This window comes from Pseudomonas sp. Ga0074129, from assembly GCA_001465025.1.
Taxonomy (GTDB): Bacteria; Pseudomonadota; Gammaproteobacteria; order Pseudomonadales; family Pseudomonadaceae; genus Aquipseudomonas.
In genome coordinates this window covers 1-21,754 of record LNDO01000035.1, presented here as the reverse complement: position 1 = coordinate 21,754, position 21,754 = coordinate 1, and the positions used below count along the sequence as shown (strand labels likewise).

Below are 21,754 nucleotides of genomic sequence, written 5' to 3'. Positions count from 1 at the left end.
GACCGCGAACTGACCGAACGCGACGACAAGCGCCTCAGCAGCCGCCTGCGTCAGGCCCGGCTCAAGCACAACGCCTGCCTCGAAGACATCGACTACCGCAGCCCGCGCGGACTCGACAAGGCGCTGATCCTCCAGCTGAGCAGCGGTCAGTGGTTACGCGACGGACTCAACCTGATCATCAACGGGCCCACCGGCGTGGGTAAAACCTGGCTGGCCTGCGCCCTGGCACACCAGGCCTGCCGAGAGGGTTACAGCGTGCGTTACCTGCGCTTGCCGCGCCTGTTGGAAGAGTTGGGCCTAGCCCATGGCGACGGGCGCTTCGCCAAGCTGATGAGCGGCTATGCCAAGACCGACCTGCTGATCCTTGATGACTGGGGCCTGGCCCCGTTCACCGCCGAACAGCGCCGCGACATGCTGGAGCTACTGGACGACCGCTACGGCCAGCGCTCGACCCTCGTGACCAGCCAAATGCCCGTGGACAACTGGCACGAACTGATCGGCGATCCAACCCTGGCCGATGCCATCCTCGACCGCCTGGTGCACAACGCCTACCGGATCAACCTCAAGGGCGAGTCGATGAGAAAGCGGGTGAAGAAATTGACGGCGCCGGGCGCCTCAGACTAACAATGCAACCCCTGCGTCGCTGCGCTCCGACTGCCTGTCCGAATGATCGTGGAACAGGTGTCCGGATCAGCGTGGGCTGAGTGTCCGAATGGCGTGGAATCCGCACCAGGCAACTGAAAACGGCTGATTCGGAACGTCTAGTCCCGCTTCACAACTTCATCTTGGAAGCTGGCTTTTTGGACTTTCATCAGCAGCGGTTAATAGCCGCTGAAAACAAGCTGACATCACCGCTTTTTGAAAACATTCACACTTACGGGGACCTCTCACCGGGGCACACAGCAAGTCGCTGGTTTCTCGGTTCTAGCAAAGACAATCAAGGCTACTTGGGACTTTGCGGGCTAGGCGATGACGCGCTCACGTTCCACGGCTTGCGCCATACATTTATCAATCAGTTCCGCCGCCAGAAACTGGACATGCTGATTGGCAAAGCCCTGGTGGGGCACGCGGATCGCAGCACTACCGGGGGTTACGGCGAATGTTATCCCGCAGATGTGCTTAAAGCCGAGATCGATAAAATCGATTTCGGGACGTCAATCGGGCATATCCGTTACTCGAACTATCAGCGACTTCAAGAACGGCAAGGCGTCTTCACTGTCGGACGCCCAACAGGAAGTCAGATGGCTAACGTGCCAAAAAGGCTCGAAAAACGGCATTGGAAGTCATACGTGCAAAAATAATTTATAGCGAGCGCCAAGGGAGAAATCACCCGCGCCCCTTGGGGTGCGGGCTTTATCCATTGACAAACTGTCAATGGCTTCTATCAGGAAGCAGATCCTAATAGAGAAACCATTGACTGGTTATTCATACAGATATATTTTTAAGCCTCATCCACTAGTGAGGCACACATGAATGTAACTAATAAACCTAACCTGTCAGTTCCCATTTTCAACGGCCTTTATCTGACTGCAGCTCCTGGACACGAGAAAACTCTCGAACTTGCGATGCCGCATCTTTCCAGCATTATCGATGCGCTCAATCGACATCACTACTCACCGTTGCTGAGTGAGTTCTTAGATACGGTGCTCGCACGCTTTCTTCGTGAAAACGATTACACACCGAAAACCGTATACATGCTTCGGGCTCGCATGATGAAGCTGAAGTTAATCCTGACTGCAGCTAATCCATTACGCCGCGTCGCAGAGCTCGGCACCGCCGACGTCCAGGCACTGAAGGACGAGCTACCGATGTTGCTTAAACAAAACAGCAAATCGGGCAGTAAAGGCGAGAACCTCCACGCGTACTACAGCCTCTTCAATCGAATGATTGATGAAGCTATCGGCGACCGGCTGATCAGTGCTCCGATCAAAATTGAAAGCTGTAAGAGCAAGCGCACTGCAGTCACCAAGGCGTTTCTAGACTCCAACCTCGTCAGCCTTTTCAGCGCTTGGCCTTACCAGAAGTACACTGCAGATGTTGACCGAAACGCGGTACTGAAGAACGCAAATAGCTACAGCTTCTGGTTAATGCCGCTCGGCCTTTTTACAGGTGCGCGGCTGAACGAACTATGTCAACTCCGTGCGCATGATGTGCTTCAGGATATTCATGGCGTCGACCTGATCAGTATCAACGCAAACGGTTTCAATAAGTCACTAAAAACCGAGCAATCTGCACGTGAAATACCAATTTGCTCAAAGCTAATTGAAATGGGCTTTCTCGAATTTGTTGAAGAGCGACGCCAAGCCGACGGTAAAGATGCACTACTATTTTCGGAACTAGTCTTCGACGATAAGCACCTGTACTCACGCGCAGCAAGTCGCTTCTTCTGCGGGCCTATCACTGGAACCGGCTTCATCGGCGAGCATTGTCCTGTCGCTATAGACGGGGGATTCAATTTCAAAAGCTTCCGTCGCTCATTTGCACTCCGTCTTGAGCGCTCAGGTATTCCGGCTACGACAATTGCGCACCTCTTGGGGCACAAGAGCGAAATGCAGGAAGTCACAGTTCAGCACTACTTAGAAAAACCGCCGAGTATCGCTCTGCTGGAGCAACTGGAGCGTGGGCTCAGCTATAACGTCCCTTCCGCCCATATTCACTGGCAACATTTTAAACACTTGGTTGCGAGTCAGGCAGGTCGGGAAACGCGGGGGCGTAAAGCTAAGAAAACGCTGCACTAGCAATAAATCCACACTCGAAGTGTGGAAATAGTCATCGTCTGGAGGCAATGATGCAACGGGATGATGGATGAAGGGCCGCAGCGAACCTGCGGCCTTTTGCTTTTTAAATATTTGAGCCAAAGGCCCTAAACTTGTTACAGCTGCAAATACGCTGGTGAAAATACAGAGCGTGCGATACCCAAAAATTATGACAAACACCTCATGCGACACGATAGGCATATCATGCGATACACATGCCGTATCGCACGGGCGGCTGCGATAGGCATGTGTATAACAGGGCAAATGCGATACTCATGTCATATCGCATACTCACCGTGCGATATGACATGAGTATCGCAAAGAGACTAGAGCGCACAGTGACCTAGCTCCAGAGCGCTAAAGGTGAATCTCAATACGGGCACTCCGAGTGCCTGCTGTGGCAGCAATAGCGCCTGAATGGGCACCGATATTTTCGGTTATACTCAATACATTAAATTATAAAAATCAACAACTTAACAAAAATACATATAACCAAAGCACCCTTATTGGCCAATAGTTCATAATCGCCTATAGATTCACGTCCCACCCACTAACTTTCTAAATTGGCGCAAATACCTATCCAGCTTCGCTCATTCGGCCAGGCGTCAGCCTGGCGGCTAACTTTTGACAACAAATATTGCGGGGGCGTACTTGAAGCAGCCGCTAGGCGTTCCTTCAAGTACGTCCCCGCCCCCCATACTTGAACCCTTCAAGTATGGGGCAGTTGGGCGTTTTGATCGTTTGTGAGGTCAGCGTAACGAACGTGAAGCGAAACCGAGCAAAGGAGCAAAATGATCAACTGCCTTCGCGTAGCGGCTGCCTTTGTTGTCAAATAAAATCTTTTTCATTCGATGCTATGCATGGCTGCTTTGACTAGGTTGCGAATTAATTAAAATCTTTGAGTCTACAGGCTAGGTTTAAAATAATTCAGAGACGACATCATGCCACTCACATTTATGAGCAGCATGACACGCGATGAGCCACTCCGCATTAATAGACTACTTGCGATAACCTCCTGCATATCCACGCTGAGGGTCGCCATACGTATCAACCAGAGATTTTTCTGCCCACTTTAACCAAGCGACAATTTTATAGCTTTCCCCGCCTAACACGCCAACTTTTATCCTCTTTGACTTAAAGTCATATAGCTCATACATCACTGACTCACCGATGATCGCTGCCGCCTCTGAGAACTCCTTGATCTTACCTTCGCGAGCATCGATAAAATCCTCACCATTAATAGTGATCATCGGTTTGTCGCGCAAAATTAAAATAGCCTGCTCTACCTGGCTCTCCAACTTCTCTAAAGGTATACGCTGAAACTGCGCTCGTGTCTTAGCCCGCCACTTTCTCAGGGCATCAGGGCTTACGCCAGGGCACAAACCTTTGTATGCGTGACTCAGACAATGGTCAGCAGCCGCAGTTATACTTAAATCATCAGTCCGATCATGACCGATAAGAGCACACAATTGACCAATGCTACTTCCTAGCCAGTATTCATTGGGTAGAAAGCCGTAGCCAGGATCCCCTGCATGATGGTGATCAATAACAACATGATGATCTTGATAGTCTTTAGACCTGCACTCAACCCAGACGGGAATAGACCCTGGATATGCTTGAAGATCAATAGGATCAGCTTGATATGCATTTCCAGCGTGAACACGCTGCCCCTGCACACTCGCATATAGAACAATATAATTATGTTCCCGAGAAACTCGCTCAATAGCGGACATTTCAGGATCACCAGCGCCCAGCACAAATACATAACTCATAGCAGTCTCCGTTGGTTAACGGAGACTTATGCTGACAAGCCTTTCCCCAGATTTCAACAAGTTAATTTTCCGCATAAAACAAGTATGGATATTGACTTCCCTACAACTTCCACCTGATGAGCTTGTACAAATGTCAACCCCCCTAAAAAAGCTGCTAAAAAACAAGCCCAACCAGCTTCCTCGATCCGTTGACACGAGAATCTAGCCCGTAATATCAGTTAAACTTGCGTACGAAGGCAATAGCAAATGCATGCGACCGCTGAGTATTCTGACGAGATATGACTACTAACATGACCAACTATCGTAACTAAGAATTTGCTACGACCAGGAAAAATATGGATCTTTCAAATTCGGTCATATGTGAATAGCTTGCTGGCAATTCGATGCTGTGCATGGCTGCCTTTAAGGTTACTGACCTACCTCCCCGAATAACCCAAAACACATGCCACTATCCTCTCCTCCCAGGTCTGACGCGTTGCTATGCCAGAAACACGATCAAGCAACTGCTGCACAGGGATAGGATCAGCCAGCAGGCTTTTCTGAATATCCCGCAGCCTTGTGATTGCTGCTTTGCGACCACCTCGATCCAGATAACGTGACCATGCTGGCCTAACAAGGTCGAGCCAAGCATCAGCCAACTGCCCCCAGTCGGGGCAGTCACTCCGTCCATTAGGGCTCAGAATATCCATCAGCATCTTGATTTGATCGGCCTGCTCGGAAGTCTGAACCCAGCCAGGCTGTTTAACCCAGCCCGGTATAACTGCTGCCATCTGTTCCAGCGCGCGCTGTTTTTTGCGCGGCAGCAGTAAGCGCTCCATCTTGCTCAACCTTCCCAGTAAGCGGTCAAGCTCACGGCCAGCAGCATAACTGGGCTGTAGGTCTTGCACCTCCTCAAGCAGTCGCTCTCGGAGTGCGTAGACTACATCTCGAAGATTGATCAATGGTTCATCATGATCGTCTGAGAGGAACACCCACCTCGGAGCCTGATTGGCTTCACCTGCCAAACAAACGAATAACCAGGGACGTTGCGCCCGCACCAGGCTCACACGCGAGAGAACTGCAGTTGGGTCGGCTTTCGCCTGTTGGTAGCAATCAAGACTCACAAGCGCCGCATGCCCCTCAACAAGCCCCCGCACAGGTGAAAAGGCATCTTCAATGCCGTCCCACGGTTGCGTAGAGCGGGCCTGCATTTCGGATTGGAAATCCTCAGGTCTCACAACCCGACTGGCCGCCTCCTCGCGCAACATCTCTTGCGGCAGTTGCAAGTTACCGCCTAACAGCGACTCCACCTCTTCAATGCGGGCAACAAACTTCTCGTCAGCTTTTAGCGCAAATGCAGGAGCATCCAACGGCCACCAACACTCGATGGTGTCGTGGGGGCTGTCCATGCGGTCGATTCGACCTACCCGCTGCTCGGCGTAACGAACCACGCTGGGCATGTCCAGGTGCACCATGCTGGAAGCACGCTGCAAGTTCACGCCCTCGGACATTGCATCGCTGCACAGCGCAATAACACGTCCTCCACCTTTCAGCGGGTCCAAACGCTTTTGCAGCTGCTCGTTCTGCGTTTTGTTGCCCCCAACCCCAAGCAGTACATCAATTTTCTGGGCTTTCGCATCGGCACTGATCAAGTGCTGCAGGTAGCGCAATGTCAGCGGGAAGTGGTCGAAGGCAATCACTTGATCATGGCGACCAGCCAACTCCATTAGCAGGCTGCACTTTCGCCGTTCACGGGTATCAGTGATTCGCTCAAGGAGCCGCAAGATCAGTCGGTAGATGCCGACTTCAGCTTCGCAAGCTTCCTGGTGAGCCTTGGAATCCGTGAGCCATTCAGGCAGATCGATACCCAGCTGATTTTCAGGCACGCGCCCTTTCAGACTATCAATGCGCTGCAGCATATTACCGCTGTCCTGATCAGCCTTACTGCTACCTAACCCCTCCAGTCCCATGTGCTCAAGCGCATCGGTTTCACCAAGAATGTGCCGGAAAAGCGCCAAGCGAGATGAACGTAAGCTCGCCATGACATGGTGACGCGCCAAGGAACCCGCAGAATGCAAACGCATCCTCAGGTAGGTCTCAGGCGAATAACCTTGACTGATAAGACTGACAGGCAGGTACAAGGCTTTTTCAAAGTGCCCAACACCTTTGAGGTTTCTGGCCAGCACTGATATCTGCTCAGCTAGGCGGATATCCTCAGCGGGTTCATGCAACGAGTAGCTGCAGGCAGCATGAACCGGGTAACGGCACACGCGTCCGGCAGGCGTTCGGTAGGCATCGGGCTCCAGATCGACCATTACATTGAGCTGGGCCTTGGTTCGGCGCACCGTAAAGCTTGCGACCGCGAGCTGCAGCTTTCGCAACTCTTCGGGATGAGCATCACGCACATTGCCCTTGGCCCGATTTAAGCGTTCGAAAATAGCCAGCACGGCATCATCGAAGTTATCCGCTCCCAGAATATCAACCAAGCGCAGGAGGTCAGACGCCGAGCGATTGATTGGCGTTGCGGTGAACAGAACTGTTTGGTCAGCAAGGTTATGCAGCAGTTGCCGGGTGCGGTTCGAGTTTTGATTGAGAAAGTTGTGCGCCTCATCGACCGCCAGGGTTTGCGCCCTGGCAAGCAACTGACCAACCATCGAATCCTCATCAGGTTTGAGGCGACTCAAAGATCCGTGGGAAATGACCTCTAGTGATAACTGGCAATGGGTACGTTCACGGTCCCAATTTGGCGTAACTAAGGGTGGGCAGACCATGGTCATCAATCCTTTATGCCCGCGCGACATCGACCAAATCCGGTCATACATGGCCCGCAGCAGGTGCACGCCCATACGCGTTTTGCCGGAGCCTGTTGCGTCGGCCACCAGCACGCCACCAGCCGTTTCCAACAGGTAGAGTGCCTGGCCGATTCCCTTGCGCTGAGAAGGCCAAAGACGCACGCTCTCGTGACTACTCAGTGACTGCAGGTAACGATCTGCCCACTCGCCTTCAAGCAGCTCAACACAGGCACGAGCCAGTGCCTCTCGCCAACTCACGAAACGCAGCAATTTCTCCAACAGTTCAATCAAATCCTGATTGGCGTCCAGCCCCTGAGCCCAGAAGCTCTCAGCCAGTTGCCACACCTCGCGAAAGCGACGCCCCTCTTGCGACTCAGTAAAGCGAACATTCGCCTCGTGCTGGTAGTGCAACCCTGGCTCAGTGAAATTGCTGGACCCGAGTGTCACCGCAGAGCGAGTGCAATAGAGCTTGGCGTGTAAGCGTGGCCCAGGGCCTGGATATCGGACTCGCACATGGCCCTGGCGAATCAGCTCAATGCAATGAATCAGCTGCCCGCTCAAGCGAAGCGATATACCTCGTTTAATCCAGTAGCGCTTCACCTCGTGGTCAAAGTCATGGCGGGCCAGGGAAAACTCCTGATGCCGACTGGGAGACGGCTCCGAGCCCAGCATCAACCGCAACGGCCCAGACTTATCACCACGCTGGCTGATCAGCACCAGCAGCTGATCCAGAGCGCTGTAACCGGTGATGACTAAAGCCTCTGACTGCTCACACAAATCAGCCAAAAGCGTGTCGTAGACTTTACGGCCACGCGCATTGAGCGGCATGCGTGATGCTGCAGGCAGGTCACCGCTGTCCTGAGGCGCTTGGTCAAACAGCGATCCCTGCATGCTTTCCATCGCTACATCCATGCCTCACATAAGGTCTCAGCCTGCGCCAGCACCAGCTGAGCAGCCTCCTCCTGCTGATCCGGCGGATATTTGTACTTACGCAGAATGCGCTTAACCATCAGCCGTAGTTTGGCGCGCACGCTGTCGCGGCTGCTCCAGTCGACGCTGACGTTCTGCCGTAGGCTGTCGGTCAACTCGTGGGCAATCTTGGCGAGGGTTTCGTCGCCCAGCTCGCGCACCGAGGCTTCGTTGTTGGCCAGGGCATCGTAGAAGGCCAGTTCGTCATCATTCAGGCCCAGTTCATCACCGCGCTTGCTGGCGGCGGCGAATTTCTTGGCCATCTCGATCAGCTCTTCGATGACCTGAGCCGTTTCAATGGAGCGGTTCTGGTAGCGCTTGATTACGCTGTCGAGCAGCTCGGAGAATTTTTTCTCCTGGGCCAGGTTGCTGGCGAACTTGCTCTTGATCTCGCCTTCCAGCAGTCGCTCCAGCAGCTCCACTGCGAGATTTTTCTCCGGCAGGTTGCGCACTTCGGCGAGGAAGTCATCATCCAGCAGGCCGATATTGGGTTTATCCAGGCCCACGGCAGCGAACACATCCACCACCTCGCCCGAGACCACGGCATTGCCGATGATCTGGCGAATGGCCAGCTCACGCTCCTCATTGGTTTTCTTCTGCGCACTGACTTCGCGCTTGATCAGCATCACCTTGATCGCCTGGAAGAAAGCCACTTCCTCTCGTACTGCCTTGGCTTCATCCAGGGTGCAGCACAAAGTGAAGGCTTTGCTCATGGCTAGAGCATTATCAGCAAAGCGCTTTTTGCCGTCCTTCTCACCCAGCACATGGTTGGCGGCACCCGCCAGCAGCTTGTGCCCGCCACTTAGGTAGTCGCTGTAGTCAAAGCCATGCAGCAGGCTACGCAGCACATCGAGCTTTTCCTCCAGCACGGAGTAAGCCTCATGGGCATCAACAGTGGGCCGCCCCCGGCCTTTGCTGGCGGTGTATTCCTTCAACGCTGCTTTCAGTTCGTTGGCGATGCCGATGTAGTCCACCACCAAGCCGCCCTGCTTGTCCTTGAACACCCGGTTTACCCGGGCAATGGCCTGCATCAGGTTGTGGCCTTTCATGGGCTTGTCGACATACAGGGTGTGCACGCAGGGCGCATCGAAGCCGGTCAGCCACATGTCGCGCACGATCACTAACTGCAGAGGGTCTTTTGGATCTTTGAAGCGTTTCTCCAGGCGTTTTTTCACCTGGTTGGGATAGATGTGCGGGCGCAACAACGCCTTGTCCGAAGCGCTGCCGGTCATCACGATCTTGATCGCGCCCTTCTCCGGGTCTTCGTCATGCCATTCGGGGCGTAGCGCGATGATCTCGTTGTACAGGTGCACACAGATCTCACGGCTCATGGCCACCACCATGGCCTTGCCACTTTGCGCCTGGTTACGCTCTTCGAAGTGCCCGACTAAATCTGCCGCCACGCTCTTGATCCGAGGCTCAGCCCCTACCACTTTCTCCAGCGCCGCCCAGCGAGATTTCAAGCGTGACTGCTGGTCTTCTTCCTCATCCTCGGCCAGCTCATCGACTTCCTCATCGATATGCGCCAGCTCCGAATCCTTGAGCGACAACTTGGCCAGCCGCGACTCGTAGTAGATGGCCACGGTCGCGCCATCTTCCTTGGCCTGCTGCATGTCGTAGACGTGGATGTAATCGCCGAAAACTGCACGGGTATCGCGGTCTTCGCTGGAAACGGGCGTACCGGTAAACGCCACGAAGGTGGCATTGGGCAAGGCATCGCGCAGGTGCTGAGCGTAACCGACCTGATAGCGGGCACTGGACTCGGCAGCCTGCAGGCCCGGGGCTTTTAGCGAAGCACTAAAACCATACTGCGTGCGGTGCGCCTCATCGGCCACCACCACGATATTTGAGCGATCCGACAGCACCGGGAAGGTATCTTCATCCTCGCCTGGCATAAATTTCTGGATGGTGGCGAAGACGATGCCGCCGCTGGGGCGGTTGGACAGCTTCTCGCGCAAGTCGCCGCGCGTCGTCACCTGCACCGGCTGCTCACGCAATAAATCTTGCGACAGCGAAAACACGCCGAACAGCTGACCATCCAAGTCATTACGGTCGGTGATCACCACGATGGTCGGGTTCTCCATCGCGGCTTCCTGCATAACCCGTGCGGCGAAGCAGGTCATGGTGATGCTCTTGCCCGAACCCTGTGTGTGCCATACCACCCCGCCCTTGTGGGTGCCGCCTGGTCGCGAGGCGCTGACCACCTGCTGGATGGCTGCACGCACGGCATGAAACTGGTGATAGCCAGCAATCTTTTTGACCAGCCGACCGTCATCCTCAAACAGGACGAAGTAACGCAGGTAATCCAGCAGCATGGCGGGCTGCAACACGCCGCGCACCAGCGTCTCCAGCTCGTTGAACTCACCCAGCGGATCAACCGTAACGCCATCAATGGTGCGCCAACGGGCGAAACGCTCAATGTCCGCCGACAGCGAGCCCATGCGAGCCTCGCTACCATCTGCAATCACTAGAATCTCGTTGTACTGGAAGACGTCCGGAATCTGCTCTTTGTAGGTCTGGATCTGGTCGAACGCCTTAACCAAGTCGGCATTCACATCCGCCGGGTTCTTCAGTTCCAGAAGCACCAGCGGCAGGCCGTTGATGAATAAAATGATGTCCGGCCTACGCGTATGCTTCGGTCCTTGGATGCTGAACTGGTTGATAGCCAACCACTCGTTACCGCGCACATCAGCCCAGTCGATCAAGCGCACAAAGTCGCCACGGGTTTCGCCGTCTTTCTGGTACTGCACCGGCACACCGCTAACCAGCAGGCGATGGAACAAACGGTTGGCCGACAACTGAATCGGCAGCCCCAAATCCACAACCTGCTTGAGTGCATCCTCACGTGCAGCCAAGGGCACAGACGGGTTTAGACGCGCAATGGCACGACGCAAACGTTCAACCAGCAGCACCTGGCGATAGTTCTCCCGCTCAGGGCTATCACCGTCATGGGCGATAGTCGGCCCGTAGAGGTGGGTATAGCCAACCTCCGCCAGCCAGCTGAGGGTTTCCTGTTCCAGTTGATCTTCAGTCATTCTTATCGGCCTTACCTGGCAATGGCTGTGGCGTGTACTTGTTCGGTTACTTGATCGATGCAGCTGTTGCGCAACGGGATACCGGCAACATCGGCGTTCAGCAGTCGATCATTTTCCAGGTCAAAAGGTAAGGCCCAAAGGCTCATACCTTGGCCGTAATCAAAAGCAGGTAGCGCCTTTGTCAGGCCTGACCAAAATGGGTAAATCAGCACTAATTTGGGCGCACCAGTGTCGTTGCGATACTTATGGCCATAGGCAAACAACTGATAGAAGTCGCTCTGGCTCAGGTCATAGTTTTTCTCGGGCTTGCGCGCATCCACCCGCTTCCACTTAGTGTCGAGAATCCAGCGCTGTTTTGAATAATCGATCAGCAGGTCGGGCTTCAGGCAAAACATCCGACCCTTGCCATGCTCACAGAGATACTCACGACTGGCCTGGCTCGTCAGCTGCGCTGTGGGCAACAACTGCTTGCGCAACCAGCCTTCTACATAGCACTCAAATAGCTTTTCCATCGGAAACAGCAGGCTCATGCCCCGCCATTCGCCACTCACGGCTATTGGCATCTGCTGGTTGAGGATCAGCTCACACCAAGGCTTGATCGCCTGGTAATGCGCCATCAGCCGGTCGCGGCTCCAGGCGCGCAAATCCTGACTCACCTGCTGACTGCTAGGCACCTCGGCGAGCATCGCACGCAACTCATTGGCCAAGCGCCAGTTGGCGGCGTCCTTGGTGCTTTTAGCCACCTGTTCCAGCGCCAGCTTAAGCAAGCGGTTCTCAGCACGATCCGGTAGAAACACATCATGGCGAATCTGAAAGTGATGCTGACGCCCCGGAGGCTGGCGCATCTGCGCCACCACATTGAGCTGGCCACGCAGAAAACGCTGTTCCTCCTCGAGGCGCTGATAGTCAAAACGCACACCGCGCTTAACCAGCAAATCCAGCTCAGCCAGAAACTGCCCCATCACCCACTCGCTGAGCGACTTATCGAACAATTCCAGGCTGGCTACCGAGGCCTCGCGAGGTTTGAGCTGCAAAGCGCTCTGAATCAGCTTGCGCAGCAACTGGCGGCTCTTGATCAGGCAATCATCCTGCTCATGGTGTTTGGGCAGAATCTCCAGCCGCGTGCCACAGGGCGTTTCCAGCACACCCACGTAGGAGTCCCACTTCAGCGAACGGCGCCCTTCCACCTGCAGCAGCGTGGCGCCACTTCGACTAAAGCCGGCACTCAGCTCACAGAGCCAGTCAAACGCGGTCTGGGAAACCGTGGCCACATCCAGCGACGGCACAACGACCTCGGTGGTCAGCTGTGCATACTCGCGAATGATAACGAGCTTGCTCACGCCTCTTGTGCCTCAGGCTCAAGCGCTTCATCAAGGCCAACCCGGGGGGCATCGGGCGGGCTGGCTGGCCCCTTCGAATGAATCACCCTGGAATAACTACTCGCACGGGATAACGCGCCTTCGTTGACCTTCCAGATTTCACCCCGCCCCGCCACCTGATCGCCAAACAGGGCGGCCAGATCGGTCTTTCGCTTAAGCACAAAGCAGTCAGCGTCGGCTTTGCGATGATCATTCAGCACCCAGGCGATACGCTGCCAGTCCTCGAAAAAATACTCCTGCAGCAAGGGCAGGATCTGGTTGCGGAAGATCAGCTCCAGCCGCGCCAGCGAACGATCCGCTTTCAGCGGCATAAAGTACGCATGACCCAAGCAGTGATCACGATCCAGCAAGGCCTCAATACGCTCATTCATGACCTCAAGCAGGCGGCGAATATTGACGCCCTCAACCATCACGCCATCCAGCAACTCTGGCTGCGGCGGCATCTCGCGGAATACAAAGCGCCGGCGCAGGGCAATATCCAAACCGGCCAACGAACGGTCGGCGGTGTTCATGGTGCCGATCAGGTAAACATTCTTCGGCACACTGAAGGGCTTCTTCGAATAGGGCAACTTCACGCTCAGCGCCTCATCGGCACCCTCGCGCTTGGACTCCTCGATCAGGGTGATCAACTCGCCAAAGATGCGCGACACATTGCCCCGGTTGATCTCATCGATGATCAGCACATAGGGCTCACTGTCTGCGCCCGACACCGTCACCGACTCAACCGGCTTCACACCCTGCTGCTGCAGGTATGACAGCAGATCAGCCCAGGTGAAGCGGCTCATCGCATACACGGTTTTCAGCGTGAATTGGCGCTCGTCATTGAGCGGCAGAATGGACAGATTGATATCCCGATACAGCCAGCGCACTGAGCGCACATGCTGATAGTCACCAATCACCCCGGCCGGCACCTGCTCCTCATAGCGGTAGTCGCTGGTCACTACGCCAATCGAGCCTATCTGCTCGGCCGAGTGGATGCACAGTAGGATGTCGCCCACCACCATCTGCTCGGCGAAGTAGCTGAGCGTGCCCTTATCGCCCCCACCTAGCGCCTGGTAGTAGGGGTTCTGCTCAAAGTCGCCACGCAGATCACCGGTTTCACCCCAGCCGATGCGTGCCTCACCATGGGCCAGGCAATAGTTCTTGGTAGGTGATGCGCCAGTGCCGGCAATGGAAATCTTCCAGATCGCCGGATTGGCCCGCACACCCAGGTCGGACGCCGGGCGGGTGCGCGCATCGTCGCAAATTCGCTTGAATACGCCCGACTCAACGGAGTACTTGACTTGCCCGGTTTCGCTATCAGAATCTGCCCGCAGCCCTTCGACAAAGTCCTCGTAGCTGAAGCTCTGGTGAAAGGTCACAAAGCGCACCCGCTCGGCGCTCACGAAACGGTCGAACTCCGCTTTCAGGCGCTTGCGCGTCTCCGGGTCATTACCACTGTTCTGCGCCAGAAAGTCCGGCGCCAGAATCGCCAGCGCCTGGTTGATGGTGTTGTAGGTTTTGCCGGTGCCCGGTGGGCCGTAGAGGATTTGGTTCAGGCTCACTGACACTGCTGGACTCGCCGTCATAGTGGTTTCCTCGCAACTTGCAGGTGTGGCACTGGAAGGATTGAGATAATCATCCAGCGTACGTCCCTCGCCCTGAAATGCCTGACGATCCTGCCCACGAAGCAAACCATCTAACTGCTCAAGCCAGTTTCTTACATCAGAAACATCAGGGTGCTGATCAGACACCAGTTGCGTTGGCGACAGTTGCGATCCGTACTGTTCCGCAAACATGCCATTGTGCTGCAAAGCCAAATAAGCCTTTTGGTTTTTGGCAAGCAAAATCAGCGCATTCTTGCCAGAGGCAGCGCCCGGCTTTCGCTTGCCGACACCTATATAAATTCCACGATTATTAGTGCGATTAAGCGCATAGAAATCACAGGCCGGATAACGATCACGGATGGCTGCAAGCGCAGCCAGAATCCATTGACGCACCGTCTGAGTATCAGAGTCGGCCAACACCTGCGCTAGCGCCTGCTCGCTAATAAGGCTTGCTGTGCTCATCCAGTAGTTCCTAGTCCATTGATTCTGTGACAAGAACCTCGGTCTCCGGCAGGCGCAGCTGGCCGGAGATCAGGCGGGGTAAGAGGGTATCGCGTAGCTGGATGAGTGTTTGGGCTTGAAGCTCGTTGAACCTAATTTTGCGGATAACGGGGTCGACCACATCGCGAAATGCATAGGTGAGTGGCGCAGGGGGAAGTACTGACTTCTCAATCGCAAAATCCGGCCAGTGACCTTTGTACTCGGAGAATTTGACCCTGTCCTTTGTCGCATAAAACGCCCAAACGGTATCCACACCACGCCCATTAAATGGCAGCACATTTTGGATTGCCGAGAAATCAAAGGTGATTAAGCGCATGTAGCAGGTGTGATTAGCAAAGACCACGACAGGGTCTTCTAAACTAGCCTTCACTCCCGGCGAATCATTGTGATAGCCAATAATCCCTGACTTGCCCTGATCTAAAACAGGGACTCGTCCTTCGGGGAAAGCTGATTTCTGGTCGTACTTCTGACCGACGGGAAGCCTATTTATAAAGTCTCCAAACTTTGAAACGGCCCACCCCTTCGGCACCAAGCCCAGTTCGGACTCTTCGAAGCTGTTGGGGAAAAGGTCGGCGGTGGTGGCGTCCATGCCTTCCGGCTGGCGGCCTTCGGCCTTGGCGCGAACGGGGTCGAAATCGACGAACCAGGACTTGAACAGCGCCTGGGCGATGGCTTCCAGGGTGGTGTTGGTTTCGCGCAGCAGGGTGATGCGGTCGTCAAGGGCATCTAACGTTTCGACAATCTCATCCTGTTCGAATTTTGGTGGTATTGGGATCTCAAGCGACTTGATGTTGTAAAGAGGTAATTTACCTTGTGCTGAACCAACCTTCCTTGCTCGAATTTCTGCCTGCCCCAACGGGGAAGTCAGGTAGTAGTAAAGATATTTCGAGTTCATAAAATTCTTGAACGAAGTTATGCGGGCAGCATTCTCAGTCAAGTTCACATCATCAAAATCGCTATCGACATAAAACACCATACCGATGGTATGGCCGACGATTGCTAGACATACGTCACCGCTATTAACCACATATCGCTTGATCGTACTTCTTGTTTCAGGCTTTAAAAATCTCAAGGAGTCCTTCTGGACACGCCCATTGGATACATCTACGAGTCTAATGTAAGGAAACTCAGTAACCGCACTAGTCAGCTCATGTCCTCGCGGTAGTCGCTTACCGCTTTTAACCTCTCCTAGCTCCTGAATTTTTAGCTTTAAGTACTCAGAACTCATACCCCAGCCCCCCCAGCTTCTGCCGGATCAACTGATCGAGTTCCGCGCCCTTCTCCATCTGCTCGCCCAACTGTTGGGTCAGACGCTGCATCTTCTCGGCAAAGGCTTCGTCGTCGTCTTCCACTTCCTCGGCACCGACATAACGGCCCGGCGTCAGTACATGACCGTGCTCGGCGATTTCCGCCAGTTTGACACTACGGCAGAAGCCGGCGATGTCCTGGTATTCAGCAATCTCGCCGCCCACATCCAGCGGTTCGCCGCGCCAGTTGGCGACCGTTTGCGCGATGCGTTCGATATCGGGGTCGGTCAGCTCGATCTGCACACGGCTGACGCTGGTGCCGAGTTTGCGCGCGTCAATAAATAGCACTTCGCCGGGGCGGGCAGTTTTCTGTTTGGCGAGGAACCACAGGCAGGCGGGAATCTGCGTATTGAAGAACAGCTGGCCGGGCAGCGCGACCATCACTTCCACCACGTCGGCCTCGACCATGGCTTTGCGAATATCGCCTTCGCTGTTCTGGCTGGAACTCATCGAGCCGTTGGCCAGCACGATGCCGGCGCGGCCGCTAGGCTTGAGGTGGTAGAGCATATGTTGCAGCCAGGCGTAGTTGGCGTTGCCTTGCGGCGGTGTGCCATAGACCCAGCGCGGGTCGCCTTCCAAGCTGCCGTGCCACCAGTCGCTGATATTGAACGGCGGGTTGGCCAGCACGAAGTCGGCACGCAGGTCTGAGTGCTGGTTGCGCACAAAGGTGTCGGCCGGCTCTTTGCCTAAATTGAAATCAATGCCCCTGATCGCCAGGTTCATCGCCGCCAAGCGCCAGGTGGTGGGGTTGGCTTCCTGGCCGTAGATGGACACATCGCCCAGCTTGCCGCCATGGGCTTCGATAAATTTCTCGGACTGCACAAACATGCCGCCCGAACCGCAGCACGGGTCATACACCTTGCCGTGGTGTGGGTTGAGTACCGCCACCAGGCTTTTGACGATGCTGGCTGGCGTATAGAACTGCCCGCCGCGTTTGCCTTCGGCGCTGGCGAACTGGCCGAGGAAGTATTCATACACCTGGCCGAGCAGGTCACGGGCTTTGCTGGTGTCGTCACCAAAGCCGATGGTGGAGATCAAATCCACCAGCTCACCGAGCTTGCCGTCCGGCAACTGAGCGCGGGCGTAGCGTTTGTCGAGGATGTTTTTCAGTCGTGGGTTTTCCGCCTCGATGGCGGCCAGGGCATCGTCGATGCGTTTGCCGATATCCACCTGCTTGGCGGCGGCGCGAATGGACTCCCAACGGGCCACTTCCGGCACCCAGAACACGTTCACTTCGCGGTAATAGTCGCGGTCTTCCAGTTCGGCGTTGAGCGCGTCCGGATCATCATCGCCCAGGTAGTAGTCGTCGTTTTCATCGAGCAGCTTGTGCTCAAGCTCAGCACGGCGGCCGGCGAAGCTGTCGGAGATGTACTTGAGGAAGATCAGCCCGAGCACGATGTGCTTGTACTCGGCGGCGTCCATATTGGCGCGCAGCTTGTCGGCGGTGGCCCAGAGGGTTTTCTCCATGGCCTCGATGCTGGTGGCTTGCTGCTTGGGCGCTTTGGCCTTTTTCACCGCTGCGGCGGCTTGCACCACATAACCGGCAGAGACTTCTTCAGTGTTCACCGGGGCCATGCGCTCACGGGCCTTGTTCAACACCTGATCCGCCAGGCTGCTGCCCGACGTTTGCGCACGCAACACCGAACCACCGCGACCACGGCCTTTGATCAGCACGCCCTGCTCGATCAGCGCATCGCGGGCCGCCCAGAGCTGCTCTTCGCTGATCTCCGGCAACTGTGCTTTTAGCCGCTCAAACAAGGTTTGATTGCCGATGCTGCTGCCATCAATCGGCACAGCGGCTAATAGGCTCTGGCGTAGAGGGGTTGGGTCGATCATTCAGCACTCCGAATGCAGACGGCGAACAGCTTTGGCCGCACGCATACCGCTATAAAGTCTTATGGCCCGCTGCAGTCCAACCGAAATTGTTGCTATCGATAAACCACCAGCACGGCCTGAAAATTCTGCTTGCTTGCCCGCAACCCCTCAGCGTTGAACCCTTGGGGAGGGTTAAGCAAAGCGGCTGCAGCATGCGCTGCAACCGCTGTTTTACCTGGCTTATTGAGCCTGGTTACTGCTCAACGGGATTGCCTGGGCATTGGCTGCACGGTAACCCGGCTTGAGGCGCGGATCGATCAGCGGCGTGCCTTCTACTTCGATTGAGCTTTGCCCGTAGATGTAAGGGATCCACCAGAACTTGTGGGTAATTACCCCGTCGAGCAGGGCCACTGCACCCGGCGTACTCTCAATTGCTTTATCCAGCGCTTCCTTGGCATTGGGCTGCCCTGTAGGGATAAAGATAATGATGTGCGACTTGTCTTCACCGACCACACGCTGCGTACCGCGCTCAAATTCTGCACCGCGCGACATGTCCATGTTTTTTGAGGAAATAGTCGTGAAATCGATATAGCGCTGGGTACAACCTGACAGCAAGACCACTGCTGCTGCCAATAACGTCAACTTCTTCAAGCTACTGCTCCCTGGTGATCACATGCTTCATGACTAAATGTATGAAGCTAGAACTATCGGCCTCTCGGCCATTTGAACGGGCAACCTGGTTGCCCATTCAATCCTTGATGACGCTGAAGCCAAACTGAACGGGCTTCTACGCGCCCATTTTCCTATAACAGCCCCACTCAACTCATGACTGAACCTGGCCAGCGGTGAAGTGCGCGGCTAGTACTTGCTGCATTTTTAATTAAACACACGGACGCCTGTAGGCGTTATTTCGGGGGTGGTGGACCAAGAAGGGCTGGGTTTGAGACCAGCAATCAGGCGGGCCCGTCCTTGGTGCTTAAAGCGTTATTGTGGTGCGATGGCCGTCACATTATCCACACTGCTGACAGCGGTAAAGGTACAGCAACGGATTTGACAAGAATTACGCACACTACGCTGTAATGTCCGCTATTGGGCGGCAACGATTTAAATAGAGCCTCTCAGCCTCCTTGGCACTCAGGTTGCTCGCAGACCAAATACTCAAGCAGCTGAACCTTCCTACGCAGTTGCTGCACATGTGCGCGCTCGGCGCGCAATGCTGCCTGTAATTCGAATTTTTCATGCTCCAAACGCTTGCGATGCTGGCCCAACTTTTCACTCAGTTGGCATTGGATCTGTAGCAGTCCTTGCAAATGCTGGTCGCGCACCAGCAATAACAAAAGCAGCAAGCCCATCATTAAGAATGCAACTGAGCCTACGAGAAACAGCACCCAGCCTAACTGTATGCCTTCCATGTGCACCTCTGCCTCAAACAGCGACGTCGCTTGAACGACGCCTCCAAGATATGTAGCTTTAGCAGACACATCTAGAGTGTTTACTCGTACAGGTAAAGTTTTCAAGCAGATGGAGTGGCTATGAAACGCAAGCAAGAAATCGAATCGGTGCGCTGGGACCTCGCGCTGCGTTACCGCCTGATCGAAACCGTGGTCTGGTGGGAAGGCCGACTGACCACGAACCACCTTATGCAGAGCTTCGGCATCAGCCGCCAGCAGGCGTCAAAAGACATCAACACCTATATCAACGAGCACGCGCCGAAGAACCTGGAATACAACAAGCATGTGAAGGGGTATGTGCCGAGCAAACACTTCAAGCCGCTTTTCATCGACGACAGCGCCAGCGCCTACCTCCACCTGCTCAATCAAAATCATGATCGCGCCCCGCATGTGGACGGCCTGGCGTTGGCCTATGCACATACCGAGGTGCTGCAGGTGCCCGACCGCACCGTGCGCCCGGAACTGCTGCGCCCTCTTCTACGCGCCTGCCGCGAAGGCCTGCGCCTTGAATGCGAGTATGTGTCCTTCACCACACCGGACGCCGAAACTCGGCTGATCGCTCCGCATACGCTGATCTACACCGGCATGCGCTGGCATGTGCGTGCGTATTGCGAGAAGAACAGGGATTACCGCGACTTTGTGCTCAGCCGCTTTCGCGGTGTACCGGAGTTGATGGACGACGAAACCGAAAACACCCGCGAAAAAGATCCAGGTTGGGGCAGCCAGGTGCAGGTCATCATCGAACCGGACTCACGCCTGAAACCCGAGCAGCAAGCCATTATCGAAACCGACTATGGCATGCAGGGTGGTCGCCTGGTTATCGAGACCCGTGGCGCGCTAGTGCAGTACGTGCTGCAGCGCTATCAAATCGACACGACCAAGGTGCACACCAAGCCGACAGCGCAGCAGATTGTGGTGGTGAACCTGGATAAATTACAGGAATGGTTGTATCACTGACGGCTGGAGCTGTTAAATTTATTTTTAAAATTAAAGTATTTTCATTTACTGCAAAGGGGATGCATATGCCATCAATACACCTAATCGAGAAAAACGAAAAATATAAAATCGTCGACAAAGACAGTGATGAGTGGGAAAGCGGTTTTTGGGCAGTATCAATCGAAAGCGCTTCAAATCTGATACATGGAAACATCTATCTTCATAAAGGACAGAAAGAGCCATCTTTTTTCGGCGGTGTTATAAGTGGTTTCCGCATAACAGGTGCCACCCCCAATGAAAAAATAACATTCCGTTTTAGACGCATGCTCTCTCACGAGGGAGTTACCACTGAAAAAGAAGGCTGGGGCAATGAGCAGAAAAGAGTTTGGTCATAAATCAAAGTAAATATTAATCACGAAACTTTGAGCATGGCTTTACGAGCCATTCTCAACGCGTCGAAGCAGTCAAAAACTTCCGTATAACCTGTGATGACATGCGAGGGCTTTCCAAGTACAAGCACCACCAGTAGCGCGTCACATTTCGTCGCACTCCTAGCTCACAATTGGTGCTCACTCTCTATAGGGAAGCACCATGGATCGCCTCATCAAGGAAAACCTCGAATCTCTTCTGCAAGAAACCTCAAATACCAAGCGCCTGGGTCGACGAATTATCAGCCTGGCGGGCTTCCTCAGCCCTTCTGAACCACCGGAGCATCTGCAGGAGCAACTGAGCAATCTCTCGCGCCTGCTGATTCAGCAAGATGCATTTGATGCCTTGCTTGAACCGGTCACGTTGATATCTAGGGCAGGTCTGACTCATACGCTGGATGCCCACGCCATGCCTGCAATGCTGGCTAGCCTTGAGGAGGCTCGCAAACAGATCGCTGCTCTGGAGGAAATCAACTACGCCCAACTCATCAGCTGGCTGGTTAGCCTAGCCGTAGCCCGTAAGATCATTCGCTTGAAAAATGCGGAGTAATTCGCCACATGCACGAATTAGAAGATGATGAAACCGTACGCGGGGCACGTTTTAGAGTGATGGACTTTTTACTGTTCACTGAGTCAATACAAACAAGCTTTTCTCCAGACAAACCGCGGCCCTCTTTAGGAGAAAGCGATTTGAATTTTCTCATCAATGCCCCGCAAGATTATTGCCCCGCAGCGGATGGGAGTTTGGCTACGTTGTATTTCGACAATGCCGACTGCTCGCGCATGCTTCCGGAAAATGCCTACCAGGTCAGGTGTACCCAACTACTAGATACTCCTGAGTTCATAAGGTGGGCAGAGCAAGGCATCAGCATGATCCGCGACTGCGTGATGCACAGAGGCATGGTCTGCATCGACGTCATGGATTTGATTATGGTTTTGCAGTCTTGTAGTAGCCTGAATTCAACCCATAAGTGCAACGCTCACCCCTGCATACACTTCGTACGGTGTCTTCCAGCCCAGGCGTTTGCGTGGGCGTAAATTGATCTTC

Annotated in this window: 16 protein-coding genes; 7 read left to right on the top strand and 9 right to left on the bottom strand. The window is 54.5% G+C overall.

Going from position 1 to position 21,754, the window contains the following annotated elements:
• From istB to AUK77_RS02025, 3 genes are all read left to right on the top strand, one after another.
• The coding region (gene istB / locus AUK77_RS02035) for an IS21-like element helper ATPase IstB (protein WP_296125617.1) at nt 1-624 on the top strand (624 nt) is incomplete at its 5' end.
• Between the two features lie 80 nt (nt 625-704).
• Complete coding sequence (locus tag AUK77_RS02030; RefSeq protein WP_296125616.1) at nt 705-1,301, top strand: hypothetical protein; 597 nt, start codon at nt 705-707, stop codon at nt 1,299-1,301.
• 168 nt (nt 1,302-1,469) lie between these two features.
• Nucleotides 1,470-2,738, top strand: coding sequence for a tyrosine-type recombinase/integrase (locus AUK77_RS02025; RefSeq protein ID WP_296125614.1), 1,269 nt, complete (start codon nt 1,470-1,472; stop codon nt 2,736-2,738).
• Between the two features lie 1,016 nt (nt 2,739-3,754).
• Here AUK77_RS02025 and AUK77_RS02020 read toward each other — a convergent pair.
• The 9 genes from AUK77_RS02020 to AUK77_RS01980 form a co-directional block, all read right to left on the bottom strand.
• Entirely contained in the window at nt 3,755-4,528 is a 774-nt protein-coding gene (locus tag AUK77_RS02020) for a hypothetical protein (RefSeq protein WP_296125613.1), read from the bottom strand.
• A gap of 416 nt (nt 4,529-4,944) precedes the next feature.
• Nucleotides 4,945-7,590, bottom strand: coding sequence for an SNF2-related protein (locus AUK77_RS02015; RefSeq protein ID WP_296125611.1), 2,646 nt, complete (start codon nt 7,588-7,590; stop codon nt 4,945-4,947).
• A gap of 611 nt (nt 7,591-8,201) precedes the next feature.
• Nucleotides 8,202-11,303 (bottom strand): type I restriction endonuclease subunit R, encoded by a 3,102-nt coding sequence (locus tag AUK77_RS02010; protein WP_296125609.1) that lies wholly within the window; start codon nt 11,301-11,303, stop codon nt 8,202-8,204.
• 11 nt (nt 11,304-11,314) lie between these two features.
• Complete coding sequence (locus AUK77_RS02005; RefSeq protein ID WP_296125607.1) at nt 11,315-12,643, bottom strand: McrC family protein; 1,329 nt, start codon at nt 12,641-12,643, stop codon at nt 11,315-11,317.
• Nucleotides 12,640-14,730 carry an AAA family ATPase gene (locus AUK77_RS02000; RefSeq protein WP_296125605.1) on the bottom strand — a complete coding sequence of 697 codons (2,091 nt, stop codon included), beginning with the start codon at nt 14,728-14,730 and terminating at the stop codon, nt 12,640-12,642. Before AUK77_RS02000 ends, AUK77_RS02005 begins: the two co-directional genes overlap by 4 nt.
• Before the next feature lie 10 nt (nt 14,731-14,740).
• Nucleotides 14,741-15,997: a restriction endonuclease subunit S gene (locus AUK77_RS01995; protein ID WP_296125603.1), complete on the bottom strand. Its 1,257-nt coding sequence runs from the start codon at nt 15,995-15,997 to the stop codon at nt 14,741-14,743.
• The gene (locus AUK77_RS01990; RefSeq protein WP_296125601.1) at nt 15,987-17,912 is read right to left on the bottom strand and encodes a class I SAM-dependent DNA methyltransferase; all 1,926 of its coding nucleotides are present in this window, start codon (nt 17,910-17,912) and stop codon (nt 15,987-15,989) included. Before AUK77_RS01990 ends, AUK77_RS01995 begins: the two co-directional genes overlap by 11 nt.
• 219 nt (nt 17,913-18,131) lie before the next feature.
• Nucleotides 18,132-18,542 carry a hypothetical protein gene (locus tag AUK77_RS01985; protein ID WP_296125599.1) on the bottom strand — a complete coding sequence of 137 codons (411 nt, stop codon included), beginning with the start codon at nt 18,540-18,542 and terminating at the stop codon, nt 18,132-18,134.
• A gap of 467 nt (nt 18,543-19,009) precedes the next feature.
• Entirely contained in the window at nt 19,010-19,372 is a 363-nt protein-coding gene (locus tag AUK77_RS01980; protein ID WP_296125597.1) for a hypothetical protein, read from the bottom strand.
• 51 nt (nt 19,373-19,423) lie between these two features.
• On the opposite strand from AUK77_RS01980, the gene AUK77_RS01975 reads away from it, so the two are divergent.
• The 4 genes from AUK77_RS01975 (at nt 19,424) to AUK77_RS01960 (ending at nt 21,744) form a co-directional block, all read left to right on the top strand.
• Nucleotides 19,424-20,299 carry a WYL domain-containing protein gene (locus AUK77_RS01975; protein ID WP_296125596.1) on the top strand — a complete coding sequence of 292 codons (876 nt, stop codon included), beginning with the start codon at nt 19,424-19,426 and terminating at the stop codon, nt 20,297-20,299.
• Entirely contained in the window at nt 20,284-20,673 is a 390-nt protein-coding gene (locus AUK77_RS01970) for a hypothetical protein (protein WP_296125594.1), read from the top strand. Before AUK77_RS01975 ends, AUK77_RS01970 begins: the two co-directional genes overlap by 16 nt.
• Before the next feature lie 196 nt (nt 20,674-20,869).
• On the top strand, nt 20,870-21,256 hold the full coding sequence (locus AUK77_RS01965) for a hypothetical protein (protein ID WP_296125592.1): 387 nt from the start codon (nt 20,870-20,872) through the stop codon (nt 21,254-21,256).
• 8 nt (nt 21,257-21,264) lie between these two features.
• Nucleotides 21,265-21,744 carry a hypothetical protein gene (locus AUK77_RS01960; RefSeq protein WP_296125590.1) on the top strand — a complete coding sequence of 160 codons (480 nt, stop codon included), beginning with the start codon at nt 21,265-21,267 and terminating at the stop codon, nt 21,742-21,744.
• The last annotated feature ends 10 nt before the right edge of the window (nt 21,745-21,754 follow it).